The organism is Microbispora sp. NPDC046973 (assembly GCF_040644495.1).
In the GTDB taxonomy this organism is placed as follows: Bacteria; Actinomycetota; Actinomycetes; order Streptosporangiales; family Streptosporangiaceae; genus Microbispora.
In genome coordinates this window covers 123,115-139,774 of record NZ_JBEYWQ010000020.1, presented here as the reverse complement: position 1 = coordinate 139,774, position 16,660 = coordinate 123,115, and the positions used below count along the sequence as shown (strand labels likewise).

The following is a 16,660-nucleotide window of genomic DNA, read 5'->3' as shown; positions in this document are numbered from 1 at the left end:
CCTCCGTCAATAGGATGTCAACCGATCGCGGGAGGGCTGGATACGGCATGGCACTGGACGACACGACCGAGGACCTGGCCCGATCGGCTGCCCAGGGGGACCATCGCGCGCTCGGCGAACTGCTGCGGCGCATCGAGCCCGACGTGCTGCGGCACTGTGAGCGGCTTCTACCGTATCGGCAGGACGCCGAGGAGGCCGCGCAGGACACGCTGCTCGCCGTGGCGCGCAACATCGCGAGGTTCGAGGGGCGGGCCAAGTTCAGCACCTGGCTGCACATCGTGACCGTGAACTGCGCCAGGACCACCTACCGAACGCTCAAGCGGCGCTCGTCGGAGCAGGCGGAGGAGCTGCCCGAGCAGCGGCCCGATCCCCGGCGGGTGAGCGTCATCGCCGGGTCGCGGCTCGACCTGCTCGACGCGATGGAGGCGCTGGAGGCCGAGCGGCCCGACCTCGCCCAGGCGCTCGTGCTGCGCGACATCTGCCAGCTCGACTACGCGGAGGTCGCCGAGCAGCTGAAGATCCCCCTCGGGACGGTCAAGTCGCGTATCCACCAGGCGCGCAAGTACGTGCAAAGTGCCCTCGGCGAGGCCTACGGCTGATACGAATCGTCTCGCCATGCGAGACGACGGAACGGACACCGGGGACGCCGGGGTACAGTGCTAGGGACCTTCCTCGGAAGGTCCTACAACTGAACATGCTCATCCAGAGGGGTGGAGGGACCGGCCCTGCGAAGCCCCGGCAACCTCCCCGGTGTCGAACTCGTGCCCCACGAGGCCCGGCCGGGACAGGTGCCAATTCCGGCTCGCGGCCAGGGTGGTCGCGAGCGAAGATGAGGGAAAGGCCTCGCTTCATGGCGCACACCAGCACTGCCGCGAACACCGTCGAGTTCGGCCCCGCCACCGGTCTTTCGTGTCGCGAATGCGGCGCTCTTTACGACCTCGGCCCGATCTTCGCCTGTACGGAGTGTTTCGGCCCCCTTGAGGTGGCGTACGACTTCGGCGAGATCCGCCGGGAGGACATCGAATCCGGCCCGGCGAACATCTGGCGGTACCGCTCCCTGCTCCCCGTTCCCCCCGGCGTGACGGCCAAGCCCAACCTCCAGCCCGGCTGGACCAAGCTCGTTAAGGCCGACAGGCTGGCGGCCGAGCTGGGCCTGCGGTCGCTTCACGTCAAGGACGACTCCGGCAACCCGACCCACTCCTTCAAGGACCGGGTCGTCGCGATCGCGCTGGAGGCCGCGCGCAACTTCGGCTTCCACACCCTGTCGTGCTCCTCCACCGGCAACCTCGCCGGCGCGGTGAGCGCGGCCGCCGCGCGGGCCGGGCTGGAGTCCTGCGTGTTCATCCCCGCCGACCTGGAGCCGGCCAAGGTCACCATGGCCGCCGTGTACGGCGGCCGCCTGGTCGCCATCGACGGCAACTACGACGAGGTCAACCGCTTCTGCTCCGAGCTCATCGGTGACGAGCTGGGTGAGAAGTGGGGCTTCGTCAACGTCAACCTCCGGCCCTTCTATGCCGAGGGCTCCAAGACGCTGGCGTACGAGATCGCCGAGCAGCTCGGCTGGCGGCTGCCCGACCAGATCGTCATCCCGGTGGCGTCCGGCTCCCAGCTCACCAAGATCGACAAGGGTTTCCGTGAGCTGATCAAGCTGGGGCTGGTCGAGGAGCGTCCCTACCGGATCTTCGGGGCGCAGGCCGAGGGCTGCTCGCCGGTCTCCCGGGCGTACAAGGCCGGGCAGGACGTGGTGCAGCCGGTGCGGCCCGACACCATCGCCAAGTCCCTGGCCATCGGCAACCCGGCGGACGGGCCGTACGTGCTCGACATCGCGCGCCGGACGGGCGGCGCGGTGGAGGACGTGAACGACCAGGAAGTGGTCGAGGCGATCCGCCTGCTGGCCAGGACCGAGGGCGTCTTCGCCGAGACCGCGGGCGGTGTCACGGTCGGTGTGCTGCGCAAGCTGGTGCGCGAGGGCCGCCTCGACCCCGACGCCGAGACCGTGGTGCTGAACACCGGCGACGGGCTCAAGACGCTCGACGCGGTGGCCGAGCACGCCCGTCCCGCCGCCGTCATCCGTCCCTCTCTCGACGCCTTCCGTACGGCATTCGCCAACTGAAAGCGTTTCAAAAGGCCCATCGGCAGTAACGAAAGCGAGCGAACAATGAGCGTTTCCGTGCGGATTCCGACGATTCTCCGGACGTACACCAACGGAGCCGCGGAGGTGAGCGGGGAGGGGGGAACGCTCCGCGAGGTCCTGCAGAAGCTGGACGCGGACTACCCCGGCATCGGCGGGCGCATCCTGGACGAAACGGGTAAGATTCGGCGTTTTGTCAACGTCTACGTCGGGGAAGAGGACGTCCGATTTGCCGACGGTCTGGACACCGCCACGCCGGACGGGGTGCAGATTTCGGTCATCCCCGCCGTAGCCGGAGGCTGAGCCGCCGCGCCGGGAGTCGAGCACCTGACATGCACTTCTATCGGATGAAGAAGCATGCGATGGCATGGCAAATGGTGCAGCTCTCAACTATTCAACAGCAAAGTGAATATTCTCCGATCCTGCTTTGAGCGAACGCCAAGTAGTAGTTTGCGGATTGACTCTGTTGTCCTACGCCTTGACACGGGTATGGTCGAGGACGATCGACAAAACCGGGGGCTTCTTGGGTGTGGTCCCCAGCCCAGCAAGAGGAGTCGGAAGTGGCGCAGGGCACCGTCAAATGGTTTAACGCGGACAAGGGCTACGGCTTCATCGCGGTAGACGGTGGTAAGGACGTGTTCGTCCATTACTCGGCAATCCTGATGGACGGCTACAAGGCCCTCGAGCAGGGTCAGCGGGTTGAGTTCGACATCACGCAGGGTCAGAAGGGCCCGCAGGCGGAGGCCGTACGGGCCGTCTGATCCCGTCATCGACCTTGGAGGGCCCGGCGCGCGGATCCGCGCGCCGGGCCCTCCGTCGTGTTCCCCGCTGCGCTCGCCGAGGCGCTCTTATCCGCGGGGTCGTGCCGGAGGCGCGCCGGGAGCACAGCCCTCGTCACGTGCTCGCTCGTGCCTCGCTGCGCGCGTTCCTCGGTCCAGACACCGGCGCGCCCCGACGGCTTGCTCGGTGTCGCCCGCTGCGCTCGCCGAGGCGCTCTTATCCGTTGTCTTCCCTCGTCACGTGCTCGCTCGTGCCTCGCTGCGCGCGTTCCTCGGTCCAGACGCCGGCGCGCCCCGGCGGCTTGCTTGGTGTCGCCCGCTTCGCGCTGTTCTGGACATGCCGTCCAAGCTGGTCAGCACGGCTTCCGCTTGCACTCTCAGGGGGAGAGTGCTAAATACTTGTTTGGCACTCTGAGGTCGAGAGTGACAACAACCGGGATCGGGGCGATGGGGCCCGCGCAGGGATAGCGGGTCCAAGCCGTCGCGGGCGTCGGCTCGGTCCGTTGAAGACACCCTGCTACTGGGAGGTCTAGCCTAATGGCAGCCAAGATGATCGCGTTTGACGAGGACGCCCGGCGCGGTCTCGAGCGCGGTATGAACCAGCTCGCCGACGCCGTGAAGGTGACCCTCGGCCCCAAGGGCCGCAACGTCGTGCTGGAGAAGAAGTGGGGCGCCCCCACGATCACCAACGACGGTGTCTCCATCGCGAAGGAGATCGAGCTCGAGGACCCGTGGGAGAAGATCGGCGCCGAGCTGGTCAAGGAAGTCGCGAAGAAGACCGACGACGTCGCCGGTGACGGCACCACGACGGCCACCGTGCTCGCCCAGGCGCTGGTCCGCGAGGGTCTGCGCAACGTGGCCGCCGGCGCCAACCCGATGGCGCTGAAGAAGGGCATCGAGGCCGCCGTCGAGCGCGTCAGCGAGGAGCTGTCGAAGCTCGCCAAGGACGTGGAGACCAAGGAGCAGATCGCCTCCACCGCCTCCATCTCCGCCGCCGACACCGAGATCGGCGCCCTCATCGCCGAGGCGATGGACAAGGTGGGCAAGGAAGGCGTCATCACCGTCGAGGAGAGCAACACCTTCGGCCTGGAGCTGGAGCTCACCGAGGGCATGCGCTTCGACAAGGGCTACGTGTCCGGCTACTTCGTGACCGACCCCGAGCGCATGGAGGCGGTCTTCGAGGACCCGTACATCCTGATCGTCAACTCCAAGGTCTCGGCGAACAAGGACCTGCTGCCGCTGCTCGACAAGGTCGTGCAGTCCGGCAAGCCGCTGGTCATCATCGCCGAGGACGTCGAGGGCGAGGCCCTGGCCACCCTGGTCGTCAACAAGATCCGCGGCCTGTTCAAGTCCGTGGCAGTCAAGGCTCCGGGCTTCGGCGACCGCCGCAAGGCCATGCTGGGCGACATCGCCATCCTCACCGGTGGCCAGGTCATCTCCGAGGAGGTCGGCCTCAAGCTCGAGAACGCCACCCTCGACCTGCTCGGCCGCGCCCGCAAGGTCGTCGTCACCAAGGACGAGACCACGATCGTCGACGGCGCCGGTGACGCCGAGCAGATCGCCGGCCGGGTCAACGAGATCCGCGCCGAGATCGAGCGCACCGACTCCGACTACGACCGCGAGAAGCTCCAGGAGCGCCTCGCCAAGCTGGCCGGCGGCGTCGCCGTCATCAAGGCCGGCGCGGCTACCGAGGTCGAGCTCAAGGAGCGCAAGCACCGCATCGAGGACGCCGTCCGCAACGCCAAGGCCGCGGTCGAGGAGGGCATCGTCCCCGGCGGTGGCGTGGCCCTGCTGCAGGCCGGCGCCAACGCGTTCGACAAGCTCGAGGTCAACGGCGACGAGGCCACCGGTGCCGCGATCGTCCGCAAGGCTCTCGAGGAGCCGCTGAAGCAGATCGCCGTCAACGCCGGCCTCGAGGGCGGCGTCGTAGTGGAGAAGGTCCGCAACCTCCCGGCTGGTGAGGGCCTCAACGCCGCGACCGGCGAGTACGTCAACATGTTCGAGTCCGGCATCATCGACCCGGCGAAGGTCACCCGCTCGGCGCTGCAGAACGCGGCGTCCATCGCGGCGCTGTTCCTGACCACCGAGGCCGTCATCGCCGAGAAGCCCGAGAAGGAGAAGGCCCCCGCCATGCCCGGCGGCGGCGACATGGACTTCTGATCCATCTGCCTGCTTCGTCTCAACGGAAGGGCGGTTCCCCCTCGGGGGAGCCGCCCTTTCCCGTTGTGCGACTCAGGTGAGGCGCCTGACCCAGCGGGCGCAGTCGGTCTGCATCGCGTATCCCGCCGCCGTCCACGCGTGGTGCGCCAGGGCGTTGTCGTGCAGGACCATCGCGTCCGCGCGGAACGCGCCGAACTTCCTGAACCGCTCCTCGGCGGCCTGGATCAGCCGCGATCCGATACCCATGCGCCGGTGGGCGGGGTCCACGGCGAGCCGGTAGAGGTGGGCGCGCCAGCCGTCCCATCCGGCGATGAGCGTGCCGACCAGGCGGCCGTCGATCTCGGCGAGGAGCAGCGCCTCGGGATCGCGCTCGATCAGGGCCACGACCTTGCCGGCGTCGTCGTGCCTGTCGGTGTTCTCCGCCGCTTCCAGCCAGAACCGCAACACGGACGGGACGTCGTCGAGCCCCCCGTGACGGACGTGCACGTCGGGCGAAGTCATCGCAGCTCCTCGGGAAGATCGCGGCTGTGCAGGACGGTCAGTGACGTTACCGCCCGGGTGAGGACCACGTAGAGGCGGGCGAGGCCGCGCTCCTCGGCCTCCGCGATCGCGGCCGGCTCGGCGACGATCACGTGGTCGTACTCCAGACCCTTGGCGAGCGTCGCCGGCACCAGCAGCACCCGGTCGTCGCCCGTCGAGTCGGGGCCGAGCACCGTGTGCGGCACCCCGGCGGCCTCCAGGGCCGCGGAGAGCGAGGGAAGGCCGGAGTCCGCCGCGATGACCCCGATGGAGCCCTCCTGCGCGAGGGCCTGCCGTACGGCCTCGGGGAGGGCGGCGGCGACGTCGGTCTCGCGGCGCACGGACAGGGAGCCGGCGCCGGGACGCAGCGAGCGCGGCGGGGCGAGCTCCGGCGCGACCGAGGGCAGCAGCCGCGCGGCGAAGTCGAGGACCTCCCGGGGCACACGGAAGCCGAGCGTGAGCTCGGTGACCTCGCCCGAGGGCTGACCGAGGTGGTCGAGCACGGTCTTCCACGAACGCGCCGACCAGGGCGTCGTGCCCTGGGCGAGGTCGCCGAGCACCGTCGCCGAGCCGGTGCGGCAGCGGCGTCCGAGCGCGCGCAACTGCATCGCCGACAGGTCCTGCGCCTCGTCCACCACGAGGTGGCCCTGCGACGGCGTCCGCTCGATCAGGTCGCCGAGTTCGTCCAGCAGCGCCGCGTCGGCCGCCGTCCACTTGGCCGACCGGTGCGACTTGTACGGCTTGCGCCACACGATGAGCTGCTGCTCCTCGGGCGAGAGGTCCGACCGGGCCGCCTTGGCCAGGAACTCGGGGTCCGACAGCAACCGGAACAGCACCTGCTCGGGGGTGAGCTTCGGCCAGGCGGCGTCCAGCACGGCCTTGACCGGCTTCGACCGGGCCACCGCGTCCTGCACCCGGTCGTCGGGCGACTCGCCGCGCCGTTCCATCTGGACGAGCACGGCGTGGGCGAGCCGCTGGGCCAGGGTGGCGCGGCCGGGGCCGTACCTCGTCGTGCCGCGCAGCGAGGCGACGATCTCACGCACCTCGTGATCGGGCACCCGGTAGCGGTTGATGCCCTTGGTGAACAGCACCCCCTCGGCCGGCTTGGTGACGTGCAGCCACAGCGCCCGCTTGACGACCTCGGCCATGCGGGCGTCGCCCTTCACGGCCGCCGCCGCGGGGTCCTCGGGGTGGGCGTGGTCGCCGAGGACACCGGCCACCGTCGTCTGGTCGACCTTCACCTCGCCGAGCGCGGGCAGCACCGAGGAGATGTAGGAGAGGAAGGCCCGGTTGGGCCCGACGATCGTCACGCCCGAGCGCGCCAGCTTCTCGCGGTGGGTGAACAGCAGGTAGGCCGCGCGGTGCAGGCCCACGGCCGTCTTGCCGGTGCCGGGCGCGCCCTGCACGCAGACGGTCACGCCGAGGTCGGCGCGGACGATCTCGTCCTGGTCGGGCTGGATGGTCGCCACGATGTCCCGCATCGGGCCGGTGCGGGGCCGCTCGATCTCCTCGGTCAGCAGCCTGCTCTGCCCGAGCGCCCTGCCGTCGAGCGGTTCGTCCTCGTACGCGGTGAGGTCGCCGCCCTGGTAGCCGAACCTGCGGCGCAGCGCGACCCCCATGGGGTCGGCGGGACTGGCCTGGTAGAAGGCGCGCGAGATCGGGGCGCGCCAGTCGATCACGAGGGGCCGGCTGCTCTCGTCGTGGACGTGCCTGCGGCCGACGTAGACCGTGCTCGGCAGGTCGTCGCCGGCCTCGCGATCCAACCGGCCGAAGAACAGCGGCGCGTCGGGGTGGTCGGCCAGCGCGGCCACCCGCTGGTCGAGCAGGCCCTGCAGCACCTGCTGCGACACCCAGTCGCCTGCGGCGTCCGCCGACAGCGACTGCGCGTGCTCGCGCATCGCTCGCAGCGCGGCGCGGGAGGCCGCGAGATGGGCGCGCTCGGCTTCGAGCACATTTCCGGGCATGCGGAAGCTCCTCCGGGCATGACGGGGACAGGACTTGTGGAAGCGGGAAGCACAAGAGCTTAGCGATGGACGGCGCGATGCCGAAACGGTATTTCTCTCGCGTGTCGCCGTTTCCCGGGGCGGGTATCTGTACCCGGGTGACGCGCACCGTGGTTCCTCCGGCGATCCCGGCGGCGGCGAGCCTGCTTCTCGCCACGCTGTGGGGGTTCGCGGTCTTCGGCGACTGGAGCAGACAGGCCTTCTGCATGACGAGCCTGGGACCGGCGCCGGACTGCGCCGACCGGATCGCCTCGGTGATCGCGCTGTCCGTGATGGTCGGGGTGGTCGCGGCATGCGTCACCGGGGTCGCCTGGCTCGCCAGGCGCGAGTCCCTGTACGGCGTCGCCGTGGCGGCCTGGGTCGTCGCGCTGGTGGTGCTGTTCGTCGGCGGCCTGGCCGCCCAGTGACCGCCTCCCGATGACCGGCACGGAAAGCTCTCCGGCGGAGGCGATGGAGCGCTCCATCGTCGGGCCGCCGGAGAAACGGCATGCAGTAGTGGGGTGATTTGTCCTGATATGCCGCGTTGTGTGAGCCGCAGGTGCTCGCCGGCGCGCGAGGCAATGGCAGCGACAAACCAGGAGCAAGACGAAAAATGCGTATATTGCGTGATTCGCCTTATCTGCTGGGTATTGCCGCCATCACGACTGCATCATGTGAGGGTAGGACGCGAGGGGGTGATGTGGTGACAAGGCCCAAGGGCATCTCCTGGACCTAGGGTTGTCCGCGCACGTCAACCGGGCTTGGAGAGTGGAGCGGGCTTCGCGAGGACCGGAGGTCTCTTCCGGCGCGGCGCCCGGCCCGGCCGACGTTCGTGGACACCCTGCCGAGTGCCGGCCGCGCGCGTGGCCGGCCGCCCCTCACCTCACGCGGGGGCCTGGATCTTGCCGATGCCGAGTGTGTTGACAGCGGGCAGCAGGCCCGACTCGAACACGGCCCCGAGCAGCGGCCGGTTGAGCTCGGCCAGCCGTTCGGCCCCCGCCTCGCCGAGCGCCCGCCATGGAGCCGCCGCCAGCTCGTCGGTCATGCGCTCGACCTGGTCGCGCAGCGCCCGCCCCGCCGCGGTGGCCGTTCCCTCGCCGTCGATCAGTCCGCGTGCGGCGAGCCGGTCGCGTGCGGCGGCCCATTCCTCGTCGCTCCAGCCGCGGCCGGCGAAGTTCTCCGCCGGGGCCGCCCCGACGGCGGCGAAGGAGACCTGGGCCTCGCAGGCGTCCAGACCGGCGGCGTGCAGGGCCGTCAGGTGCCCGTCGCCGCGGTGCTCGCGCAGCACCGTGTAGGCCTGCCACAGCGCGAGGTGCGGCTCCTGCGGCCAAGGAAGGTCGAGGTTGGCCGCGGCGAGCGGCCGGTGGACGACGTCCACGCCGCCGACATGGGCACCGCGCCGGCCATGGTCATCGAGGTCGGTCAGGGGAAGCGGCTCGGCGCGTGCCAGGCCGCGACGTGCTCCCTGGTCTTCTTCGACACCACGCGCAACGCCTCGCGCCGCTTCTGCGATCTGTCGTGCCAGAACCGGGCCAAGGCCAGCGCCTACCGCGCCCGGCGCCGTACGTGACCGGGGAAGGTCAGCGCGCCGGGTCCTCCTCGCCCACGTCGTCGGCGTCGATGATGTGGTAGGCGTACCCCTGCTCGGCCAGGAACCGCTGCCGGTGCGCGGCGAACTCCTGGTCGACGGTGTCGCGGCTGACCACCGAGTAGAACCGCGCTCCGCCGCCGTCCGCCTTGGGACGCAGCACCCGGCCGAGCCGCTGGGCCTCCTCCTGGCGCGAGCCGAAGGTGCCGGAGACCTGGATCGCCACGGCCGCCTCGGGCAGGTCGATGGAGAAGTTGGCGACCTTCGAGACCACCAGCACCCGGATCTCCTTGTCGCGGAACGCCTGGAACAGGCGCTCGCGCTCCTTGACCTTCGTCTCGCCCTTGATGACCGGCGCGTTCAGGTGCTCGCCCAGCTCGTCGAGCTGGTCGATGTACTGCCCGATGACCAGCACCTGCTCGTCCGCGTGCCGCCGCACCAGCGCCTCGGTCACCCTCGTCTTGGCGGGCGTGGTCGAGCAGAACCGGTAGCGCTCGTCGCTCTCGGCCATCGCGTAGGCCAGCCGCTCGTCGTCGCTGAGCGTCACCCGCACCTCGACGCACTCGGCGGGGGCGATGTAGCCCTGGTTCTCCATCTCCTTCCAGGGCGCGTCGTAGCGCTTGGGCCCGATGAGCGAGAAGACGTCGCCCTCCCGGCCGTCCTCGCGCACGAGCGTGGCGGTGAGCCCGATGCGCCGGCGAGCCTGCAGGTCGGCGGTCATCCGGAAGATCGGCGCGGGCAGCAGGTGGACCTCGTCGTAGACGACGAGCCCCCAGTCGCGGGCGTCGAACAGCTCGAGGTGCCGGTAGGTGCCCTGCCGCCGGGTCGTCATGACCTGGTAGGTGGCGATCGTGACCGGGCGGATCTCCTTCTTGGTGCCGGTGTACTCGCCGATCTCGTCCTCGGTCAGCGAGGTGCGCCTGAGCAGCTCCTGCTTCCACTGGTGGGCCGAGACCGTGTTGGTGACCAGGATCAGCGTGGTCGCCCGGGCGTGCGCCATCGCCGCCGCGCCCACGATCGTCTTGCCCGCGCCGCACGGCAGCACCACGACGCCGGAGCCGCCGTGCCAGAACGCGTCGGCCGCCTCCTTCTGGTACGGCCGCAGCGACCAGCCGTCCTCGCGCAGGTCGATGGGGTGGTGCTCGCCGTCGACGTAGCCGGCCAGGTCCTCGGCCGGCCAGCCGAGCTTGAGCAGCGTCTGCTTGATGTTGCCGCGCTCCGAGGCATGCACGGCCACGATGTCGGCGCCGTAGCGCTCCCCGACCAGCGGCTGGATCTTCTTGGAGCGCAGCACCTCCTCCAGCACGGCGCGGTCGGTGCTGGTGAGCACCAGGCCGTGGATGGGGTGCTTCTCCAGTCGCAGCCTGCCGTACCGCGCCATGGTCTCGGCGACGTCCACGAGCAGCGCGTGCGGCACGGGATAGCGGCTGAAGCCGATCAGCGCGTCGACCACCTGCTCGGCGTCGTGCCCGGCGGCCCGGGCGTTCCACAGCGCGAGCGGGGTGACGCGGTAGGTGTGGACGTGCTCGGGCGCGCGTTCGAGTTCGGCGAACGGTGCGATGGCCTTGCGGCACTCGTCCGCCCTCGGGTGGTCGACCTCCAGCAGCAGCGTCTTGTCGGACTGGACGATCAGCGGCCCGTCACTCAATGCCTGCTCCCCCTCGTACGGCTACCGCATATCAAACACGAGGCCGGGCCGAATCAGTCCCGATCGCGGGAATCAGTCCAGGTAGCCGTTGACCCCGGCCCAGATGACCACGCCGAGCCCGATCACGAACAGGGCGACGTTGATGCCGATGGCGATCCACGTCCACTTCAGCAGCGTGCGCGCCCGGTCCGGCTCGGTGTCCACCTTGCTGAGCGCGATTCCGGACAGGATCGCCCCGGTGATGCCGCCGAGGGTGATGTAGCAGCTCAACCCCAGCACGATGCTGATGACGAGGGCCACGATCGCGTGCGTGCGCGGGCCCTCCTGCCTCGGCGGGTAACCGCCCGGCGGGTAGTAGCCGTACTGCTGCTGGTAGGAGTTCGGCCCCGGCTGGCCGTACTGGCCCGGCTGGCCATACTGACCAGGTTGCCCGTATTGCCCGTATTGACCGTACTGCTGGTTCGGGTCGGGCCCCGGCGGCGGGCCGTACGGGCCGTACTGCTGCTGCTGTCCGTAGGGGTTGGAGCCGGACGGCGGTCCATAGGGATTGGACGGGGTCTGCCATTCCTGGGGTCCCTGCCCCGGCTGCTCTGGAGTCGTCACCCTGAAATCCTTTACTACGGGGGGCCTCAAGGTTTACCACGGATATGTCATCGGCCGATCTCGGCGATGCCCGTGATGCGGTGCAGGGCGAAGCGGTGGACGGTCGCCCGGGTCTCGTCGTAGGCGGTGAGGTAGCCGCCCTCCATCCGGGCCGGTTCGAGAATGCGGCTGGTGGCGTGTCCCTGCGAGTCGAGGTAGCCGATCCACACCCGCGACCCCTGCCGGATGGCCTCCTGGAGCGCGGTGATCGTGGCGGTCGCGGGGGAGCGGGGCACCTGGCCCTCCGGCGCCTCCACGGGCCGTCGCCGCGAGTCCCCCGCCCGCATCGCGCGCACGGCCGCGGCGAGCACCTCCGGGTCGGGCGCGGTGCTCGCGGCCACGCGGGCGGCGAGCTGACCCTCGGTCCGCCGGGCGTCGGCCCGCGCGACGACCACGTCGCCCTCCAGCGACTCGGCCACCGGCGCGTAGCCCATCGCCCGCAGCGAGTCGACCAGCGCGGCCCTGGACGTCTTGGAAGCCAGCACGGTCGGGGCGAGCCGCCGCAGCCGCAGCAGGTGGGCCCGCTTGTCGGCGAGCACCTCGTCGAGCAGGGCCGGGTCGTCGCACCGGATGTACGCCGATGCCGTGCCGACGCGGATGCGGCCGTGACGGCGGGCGACATCGGTGACCAGATACCTCAGCGGCTGCGGGACGGGGGTGGCCGAGTGTCGTTCCAGTACGGCGAGCAGGTCGTCGGCCGAGTGCCCCGCGTCGAGCGCCCGGCGGACCGACTGCTCGGAGAAGCGGTACACCGTCGCCCCGCCCTTGCTCTCCACGTCGGCCGTCAGCGCGAGCCTGCGCCCGAGGTCGGTGGTCAGCGGGCCCGGCGCCACGGCCGTGAGGTCGGCCTGCAGCAGCACGTGGTCGACCGGCTCGGGCAGCAGCGGCGCCAGCAGGCCGGCCGCCGTGCCGTCGCCCCGGGCCACCGCCCGGCCGTGCGTGGCCGGCACGCCGAGCCCGGTCATGCCGATGTGCTCGGCCTCGCGCAGCGCGAAGCGTACGAGCCGGTCGCGCAGAGCGGGACGGCGGCGGGGCTGCTCCCAGGCGAGCCGGGCCAGCACGGACTCGGGCGTCGGCGCGAGGCCGGGCGGGGCCGACTCCAGCACGGCGAGCGTGCGCGCCCGCGTCTGCGCGGCTCCCGGCCTGCGCAGGTCGGGGTGGAGGGCGTTCAGCGGGCGGTCGCGGTCGTCCCGTTCGCCGATCAGGCCCGGGGCGCGCTCCATCGCGGCCCACGCGTCGGCGAGCACGGCCCAGCGGTCCTCGGTGGCCTTGATCCGCCAGCCGTCGTAGCCGCCCGTCGGCAGCCATTCCCCCTCGCCGGCCGCGACCAGGCCGGCCGCGTGCGCGACCTCGACCACCAGCCCCGCCGCCCACTCCGGCAGGTCGAGGAGCTGGGCCGTCCGCCTGAGGTCACGCACGGCGAGGCCGCCCGCGCGCAGCACGCCCGGCGGGTCGACGCTCCACACCTCGCACAGCTCCTCGACCGTGCGCACGAACGTGAACGCCTGCCCGGCGGCCGTGCGGTCGGCCAGGTCCTGGTCGCGTACGGACCCCTCCAGGGCGGGCGGGCCGGGGGACAGGTCGCGGTGCACCCGGCCGTCGCGCAGCACGAGGGCGACCTCGCGGGGGAGCGCGACGGTCTCCTCCCCGGTCGCGCCGAGCAGTCCGCGGGCCAGCAGCTGCTCGATGGGCGACTGGGCGCTCGCGGTGTCCACCTCGCGGCGGGCGTTCGGCAGCCGTCCGCTCGCCGGGCCCCAGACGAGCTCGTGCAGGGCCGCCCTCGCCTGCGGGGAGACCTCGCCGACGAGGCGCGCGACCGTCACGGGGTCGGCCAGCAGCGCCGCGAGCCGCTCCCTGGCCGGCCGCCCGCCGTCCGGCCGTTCGTCGTCCGCCCGGCCGCCGCCTTCGTACGCCGGGTCGATGTCGCGCAGGAGCACCTCGAGCCGTTCCTGCGCATGGTGGCGGAACACCTCTGCGGCCGGCGGTCCCAGGGCGGCCGGGGGTTCGAGCGCCTCGGCCACGCCCGGCGCGGGCAGCAGCGCGTCGCCGGGCCCGTAGACCAGGGCGCGCGTGGCCAGCAGGTCGAGCGCGGCGTCGAGGGCGGACCCGAGGGCTTCGTCGTCCCGATCACCGGGAACGGCACGGCGGAGCAGGGACAGCAACGTCGCACGATCGGCGGGGCCGGGCCGCAGGGCCAGCGTCTCCAGCACGGCGAGCGAGAACCGGTCGAGCCGGTCGAGCGCCCGGCCGATGGCCGAGGGGCTGCAGGCGCGGGCGGCGAGACCGTCGATGTGCGCGGGGACGGGCGTCACGAGTTCGGGCCGCGCCGCCACGAGCGCCCGCAGTCGCTCGTCGGAACAGCCGCGCAGCCACTCGCTGAAGTCCGTGCCCGTCATTCTCTCCATGGTAGGGCGGGGCCTTCATCCGGCCGCCGGAGCGCCCGTGCGGCAGGGGTTTCGCGCGTTCGCGCGGCGTCTCGGCGGAAGATCCACACGAATCTGGTCATGGGACGCTTCAATCGCCTCTGGGTGGGTCCACGCGGCCTGTCTGTGGGCATAACCTACATCCATCACCTTCACGACAGTCTGAACGAGGTCACCCCTGTGCCGAGTGGCAAGGTCAAGTGGTACGACGCCGACAAGGGTTTCGGCTTCCTCACCCGCGACGACGGCGGTGAGGTCTTCGTGCATTCCTCCGCTCTGCCCAAGGGGGTCGAGGCGCTCAAGCCCGGGCAGAAGGTCGAGTTCGGTGTCGCCGAGAGCCGCCGCGGTCAGCAGGCGCTCTCGGTGCGGGTGATCGACCAGCCCCCGACGCTGGCCAAGACCGCCAAGGGCAAGGTGAAGCGGAAGAAGCCCGACGAGATGGTCGTGATCGTCGAGGATCTGATCAAGCTGCTCGACGACATCTCGAACTCCTACCAGCGGGGCAAGCACCCGGACGCCGCGCACGCCAAGAAGATCGCGACCGTGCTGCGCGCCGTCGCCGACGACCTCGACGCCTGACCGCCCGCGTCCCCGCCGCCCGTTCCAAGCGGCGGGGGCCGCAGTCAGGTGGCCGTGGCGGCGCGGGCGGCGAGCCTGCGGCGGCGGAGCATGACGAGGCGGCCGAAGGACAGCGCGAGGGCGGCGGACATCACGCCGAGCCCGGCGGGACCGGCCACGAACAGCGACATCACCAGGCCCAGCAGGCCGCCGAGGACCCAGGCGATCTGGAGCAGCGTCTCGGCGACGCCGAAGGCCGAGGAGCGCACCTCCTCGCCGATCTCGCGCTGCACGATGGCGTCGAACGCGAGCTTGCCGAGGCCCTGGGCGAACGCGCCCACGAGGGCCACGACGGCGGCGGTCCACACGTCGAAGAAGAACGCCGCGGCGACGGTGGCGAGCGTGGCCAGCGCCAGCGTGGCCATGACGGTCAGGTGCGGCGACCGGGAGCGGGACCAGGACCCGGCGGCTGCCCCGGCCAGGCCGCCCGCGCCCGCGGCGGCGGCCAGCAGCGCCAGCGCGACCTTCGGGTCCACGCCGCGCAGGTGGCCGTCCTGGACGAGGAACAGCAGGAAGAACACGAGGAAGCCCGACTGCACCCGGATCGCGGCGTTGGCGCCCATGGCCTCGCCCACCACCGGGCCAAGGTTGAGCACGGTGCGCCATCGGGGGCGCGGCTCGGCCTCCTCCAGGTCGGGCGCGTCCACGTGCCGCGGGAGCCGTACGGCGAACATCCCGGACAGCAGGAACAGCGGCACGGCGCCGCGCAGCACCCAGTCGGCCCCGGCTGCGGCGGACAGGCCGGTGGCCACGCCGGCCCCCACCCCGGCGGACACCAGCGCGAACAACGCGACCCTGGCGTTGGCCGTCACCAACGGGATGTCGGCGGGCAGCACGCTCGGCATGATCGCCGCCCGGGACACGTTGTAGGCCTTCGACAGGACCAGCACGGCGAGCGCCGAAGGGAACAGCGTGACGGCGTCGGAGGTGTGGACGGCGCCGGCCATCCCCCAGCACAGCAGGCCCCGCGCGAGCAGGGTGCCGGCCATGATGTAGCGGCGGCCCGAGCGGAGCCGGTCGAGCACCGGCCCCACGAAGGGCGCCACCACCGCGAACGGCAGCATGGTGATCAGCAGGTAGGCCGCGACCTGGCCGCGGGCCTGGCCGACCGGCAGCCCGAACAGCAGCGCCCCGGCGAGGGCCACGGTGACCAGCGCGTCCCCGGCGGAATGGGCGGCCGTCAGCTCGATGAGGTGGCCGAGACCGGTGCGGCCCGCTCCCTGGGCGTGCGTCAGCCGGCGCGTCGCCCGCGCCGGCGCTCTCACAACACGCGTAACTTTCGCCCAAATCTTCACCATAGGCACCGAGGGTCCTTCCATGATTTGCCCATCGAGCCGGTGCGGTCCGCTCGCGGCGTGGGTGAAAATGGAGTGTGAGTCGTACCCGAATCCGTAGCACTCCAGTCGACCAGGCCTGTGCGGCGGCGGTCGACCTCGCCCGCCGGGCCGCGGAGGACATCGCGCGCCCCGGGGAGGTGGGAGAGCACCTGGGCTTCGACAACGAGGGCGACCGGGTCGTCACCCATTACTTCGAGTGTCTCGACCGCGCCTACCGCGGCTGGCGCTGGGCGGTCACCGTCACCCGGGCCTCCCGCGCCCGCATCGTCACCGTGAGCGAGACCGTGCTGCTGCCCGGCTCGGGCGCGCTGCTCGCGCCCGCCTGGGTGCCGTGGAACGAACGGCTGCGCCCGGGCGATCTCGGCGTGGGCGACCTGCTGCCCGCCGAGGCCGACGACGACCGGCTCGTGCCCGGGTTCGCCTCCACCGACGAGGACATCGACAAGCAGGCGGTCTTCGAGCTGGGCCTGGGACGCGCCCGCGTCCTGTCGGTGCTCGGCCGCGACCTCGCCGCGCGGCGCTGGCGTGCCGGTGAGGCCGGACCGCATACGCCGATCGCGCACGCCGCCCCCGCGCAGTGCTCCACCTGCGGCTTCTACTGGCCGCTCGCCGGGGCGCTGGGCCTCGGCTTCGGCGTCTGCGCCAACGAGTACGCGCCGGACGACGGCCGCGTGGTGTCCGCCGACCACGGCTGCGGGGCGCACTCCGAGGCGACCACCGTGCCCTCGATGGTCATGGACCCGGCGCCTCCGATCCTGGACGACATGGGATACGACATCATCGAGTCGGGCTCCGTGGACGAGGCCGGCTCCGAACCCCTGGGCCACGCCTGA

General features: G+C 71.4%; 16 protein-coding genes and 1 riboswitch. Of the genes, 9 read left to right on the top strand and 7 right to left on the bottom strand.

Annotated elements, in window-relative coordinates:
- The first annotated feature begins 47 nt into the window (after positions 1-47).
- The 5 genes from ABZ860_RS30485 to groL all read left to right on the top strand — a co-directional run bounded on the left by ABZ860_RS30485 (position 48) and on the right by groL (position 5,070).
- Entirely contained in the window at positions 48-599 is a 552-nt protein-coding gene (locus tag ABZ860_RS30485; RefSeq protein ID WP_357226524.1) for a sigma-70 family RNA polymerase sigma factor, read from the top strand.
- A gap of 96 nt (positions 600-695) precedes the next feature.
- A riboswitch (SAM riboswitch) is annotated at positions 696-836 on the top strand.
- Between the two features lie 14 nt (positions 837-850).
- The gene (gene thrC, locus ABZ860_RS30480) at positions 851-2,113 is read left to right on the top strand and encodes a threonine synthase (RefSeq protein WP_357226521.1); all 1,263 of its coding nucleotides are present in this window, start codon (positions 851-853) and stop codon (positions 2,111-2,113) included.
- Between the two features lie 45 nt (positions 2,114-2,158).
- Complete coding sequence (locus ABZ860_RS30475) at positions 2,159-2,434, top strand: MoaD/ThiS family protein (protein WP_030509193.1); 276 nt, start codon at positions 2,159-2,161, stop codon at positions 2,432-2,434.
- A gap of 257 nt (positions 2,435-2,691) precedes the next feature.
- Positions 2,692-2,892, top strand: coding sequence for a cold-shock protein (locus tag ABZ860_RS30470; protein ID WP_079319298.1), 201 nt, complete (start codon positions 2,692-2,694; stop codon positions 2,890-2,892).
- 555 nt (positions 2,893-3,447) lie between these two features.
- Entirely contained in the window at positions 3,448-5,070 is a 1,623-nt protein-coding gene (groL, locus tag ABZ860_RS30465) for a chaperonin GroEL (RefSeq protein WP_079319299.1), read from the top strand.
- A gap of 72 nt (positions 5,071-5,142) precedes the next feature.
- On the opposite strand, the gene ABZ860_RS30460 is transcribed toward groL, so the two are convergent.
- Complete coding sequence (locus ABZ860_RS30460; protein WP_357226519.1) at positions 5,143-5,571, bottom strand: GNAT family N-acetyltransferase; 429 nt, start codon at positions 5,569-5,571, stop codon at positions 5,143-5,145.
- Positions 5,568-7,553: an AAA family ATPase gene (locus ABZ860_RS30455; protein WP_357226517.1), complete on the bottom strand. Its 1,986-nt coding sequence runs from the start codon at positions 7,551-7,553 to the stop codon at positions 5,568-5,570. Before ABZ860_RS30455 ends, ABZ860_RS30460 begins: the two co-directional genes overlap by 4 nt.
- A 137-nt stretch (positions 7,554-7,690) precedes the next feature.
- Between ABZ860_RS30455 and ABZ860_RS30450 the strand changes: the two genes are divergently transcribed.
- Complete coding sequence (locus ABZ860_RS30450) at positions 7,691-7,999, top strand: hypothetical protein (RefSeq protein WP_357226516.1); 309 nt, start codon at positions 7,691-7,693, stop codon at positions 7,997-7,999.
- Between the two features lie 455 nt (positions 8,000-8,454).
- Here the strand turns inward: ABZ860_RS30450 and ABZ860_RS30445 are convergent, their stop codons facing one another.
- Positions 8,455-8,949: a hypothetical protein gene (locus tag ABZ860_RS30445; protein ID WP_357226514.1), complete on the bottom strand. Its 495-nt coding sequence runs from the start codon at positions 8,947-8,949 to the stop codon at positions 8,455-8,457.
- Between ABZ860_RS30445 and ABZ860_RS30440 the strand changes: the two genes are divergently transcribed.
- Positions 8,935-9,141: a CGNR zinc finger domain-containing protein gene (locus tag ABZ860_RS30440; RefSeq protein WP_357226511.1), complete on the top strand. Its 207-nt coding sequence runs from the start codon at positions 8,935-8,937 to the stop codon at positions 9,139-9,141. The two genes, ABZ860_RS30445 and ABZ860_RS30440, sit on opposite strands and share 15 nt — an antisense overlap.
- Before the next feature lie 10 nt (positions 9,142-9,151).
- Here ABZ860_RS30440 and ABZ860_RS30435 read toward each other — a convergent pair whose 3' ends face one another.
- From ABZ860_RS30435 to ABZ860_RS30425, 3 genes are all read right to left on the bottom strand, one after another.
- Positions 9,152-10,807: a DNA repair helicase XPB gene (locus ABZ860_RS30435; RefSeq protein ID WP_357226509.1), complete on the bottom strand. Its 1,656-nt coding sequence runs from the start codon at positions 10,805-10,807 to the stop codon at positions 9,152-9,154.
- Positions 10,808-10,879: 72 nt separating this feature from the next.
- Positions 10,880-11,410 (bottom strand): hypothetical protein, encoded by a 531-nt coding sequence (locus ABZ860_RS30430; RefSeq protein ID WP_357226508.1) that lies wholly within the window; start codon positions 11,408-11,410, stop codon positions 10,880-10,882.
- A gap of 47 nt (positions 11,411-11,457) precedes the next feature.
- The gene (locus tag ABZ860_RS30425; protein WP_357226505.1) at positions 11,458-13,845 is read right to left on the bottom strand and encodes a helicase-associated domain-containing protein; all 2,388 of its coding nucleotides are present in this window, start codon (positions 13,843-13,845) and stop codon (positions 11,458-11,460) included.
- 207 nt (positions 13,846-14,052) lie between these two features.
- Between ABZ860_RS30425 and ABZ860_RS30420 the strand changes: the two genes are divergently transcribed.
- Positions 14,053-14,451 (top strand): cold shock domain-containing protein, encoded by a 399-nt coding sequence (locus ABZ860_RS30420; RefSeq protein ID WP_357226502.1) that lies wholly within the window; start codon positions 14,053-14,055, stop codon positions 14,449-14,451.
- Positions 14,452-14,495: 44 nt separating this feature from the next.
- On the opposite strand, the gene ABZ860_RS30415 is transcribed toward ABZ860_RS30420, so the two are convergent.
- Entirely contained in the window at positions 14,496-15,755 is a 1,260-nt protein-coding gene (locus tag ABZ860_RS30415; RefSeq protein ID WP_357226501.1) for an MFS transporter, read from the bottom strand.
- 107 nt (positions 15,756-15,862) lie between these two features.
- On the opposite strand from ABZ860_RS30415, the gene ABZ860_RS30410 reads away from it, so the two are divergent.
- Positions 15,863-16,660, top strand: coding sequence for a DUF3027 domain-containing protein (locus tag ABZ860_RS30410; RefSeq protein WP_357226498.1), 798 nt, complete (start codon positions 15,863-15,865; stop codon positions 16,658-16,660).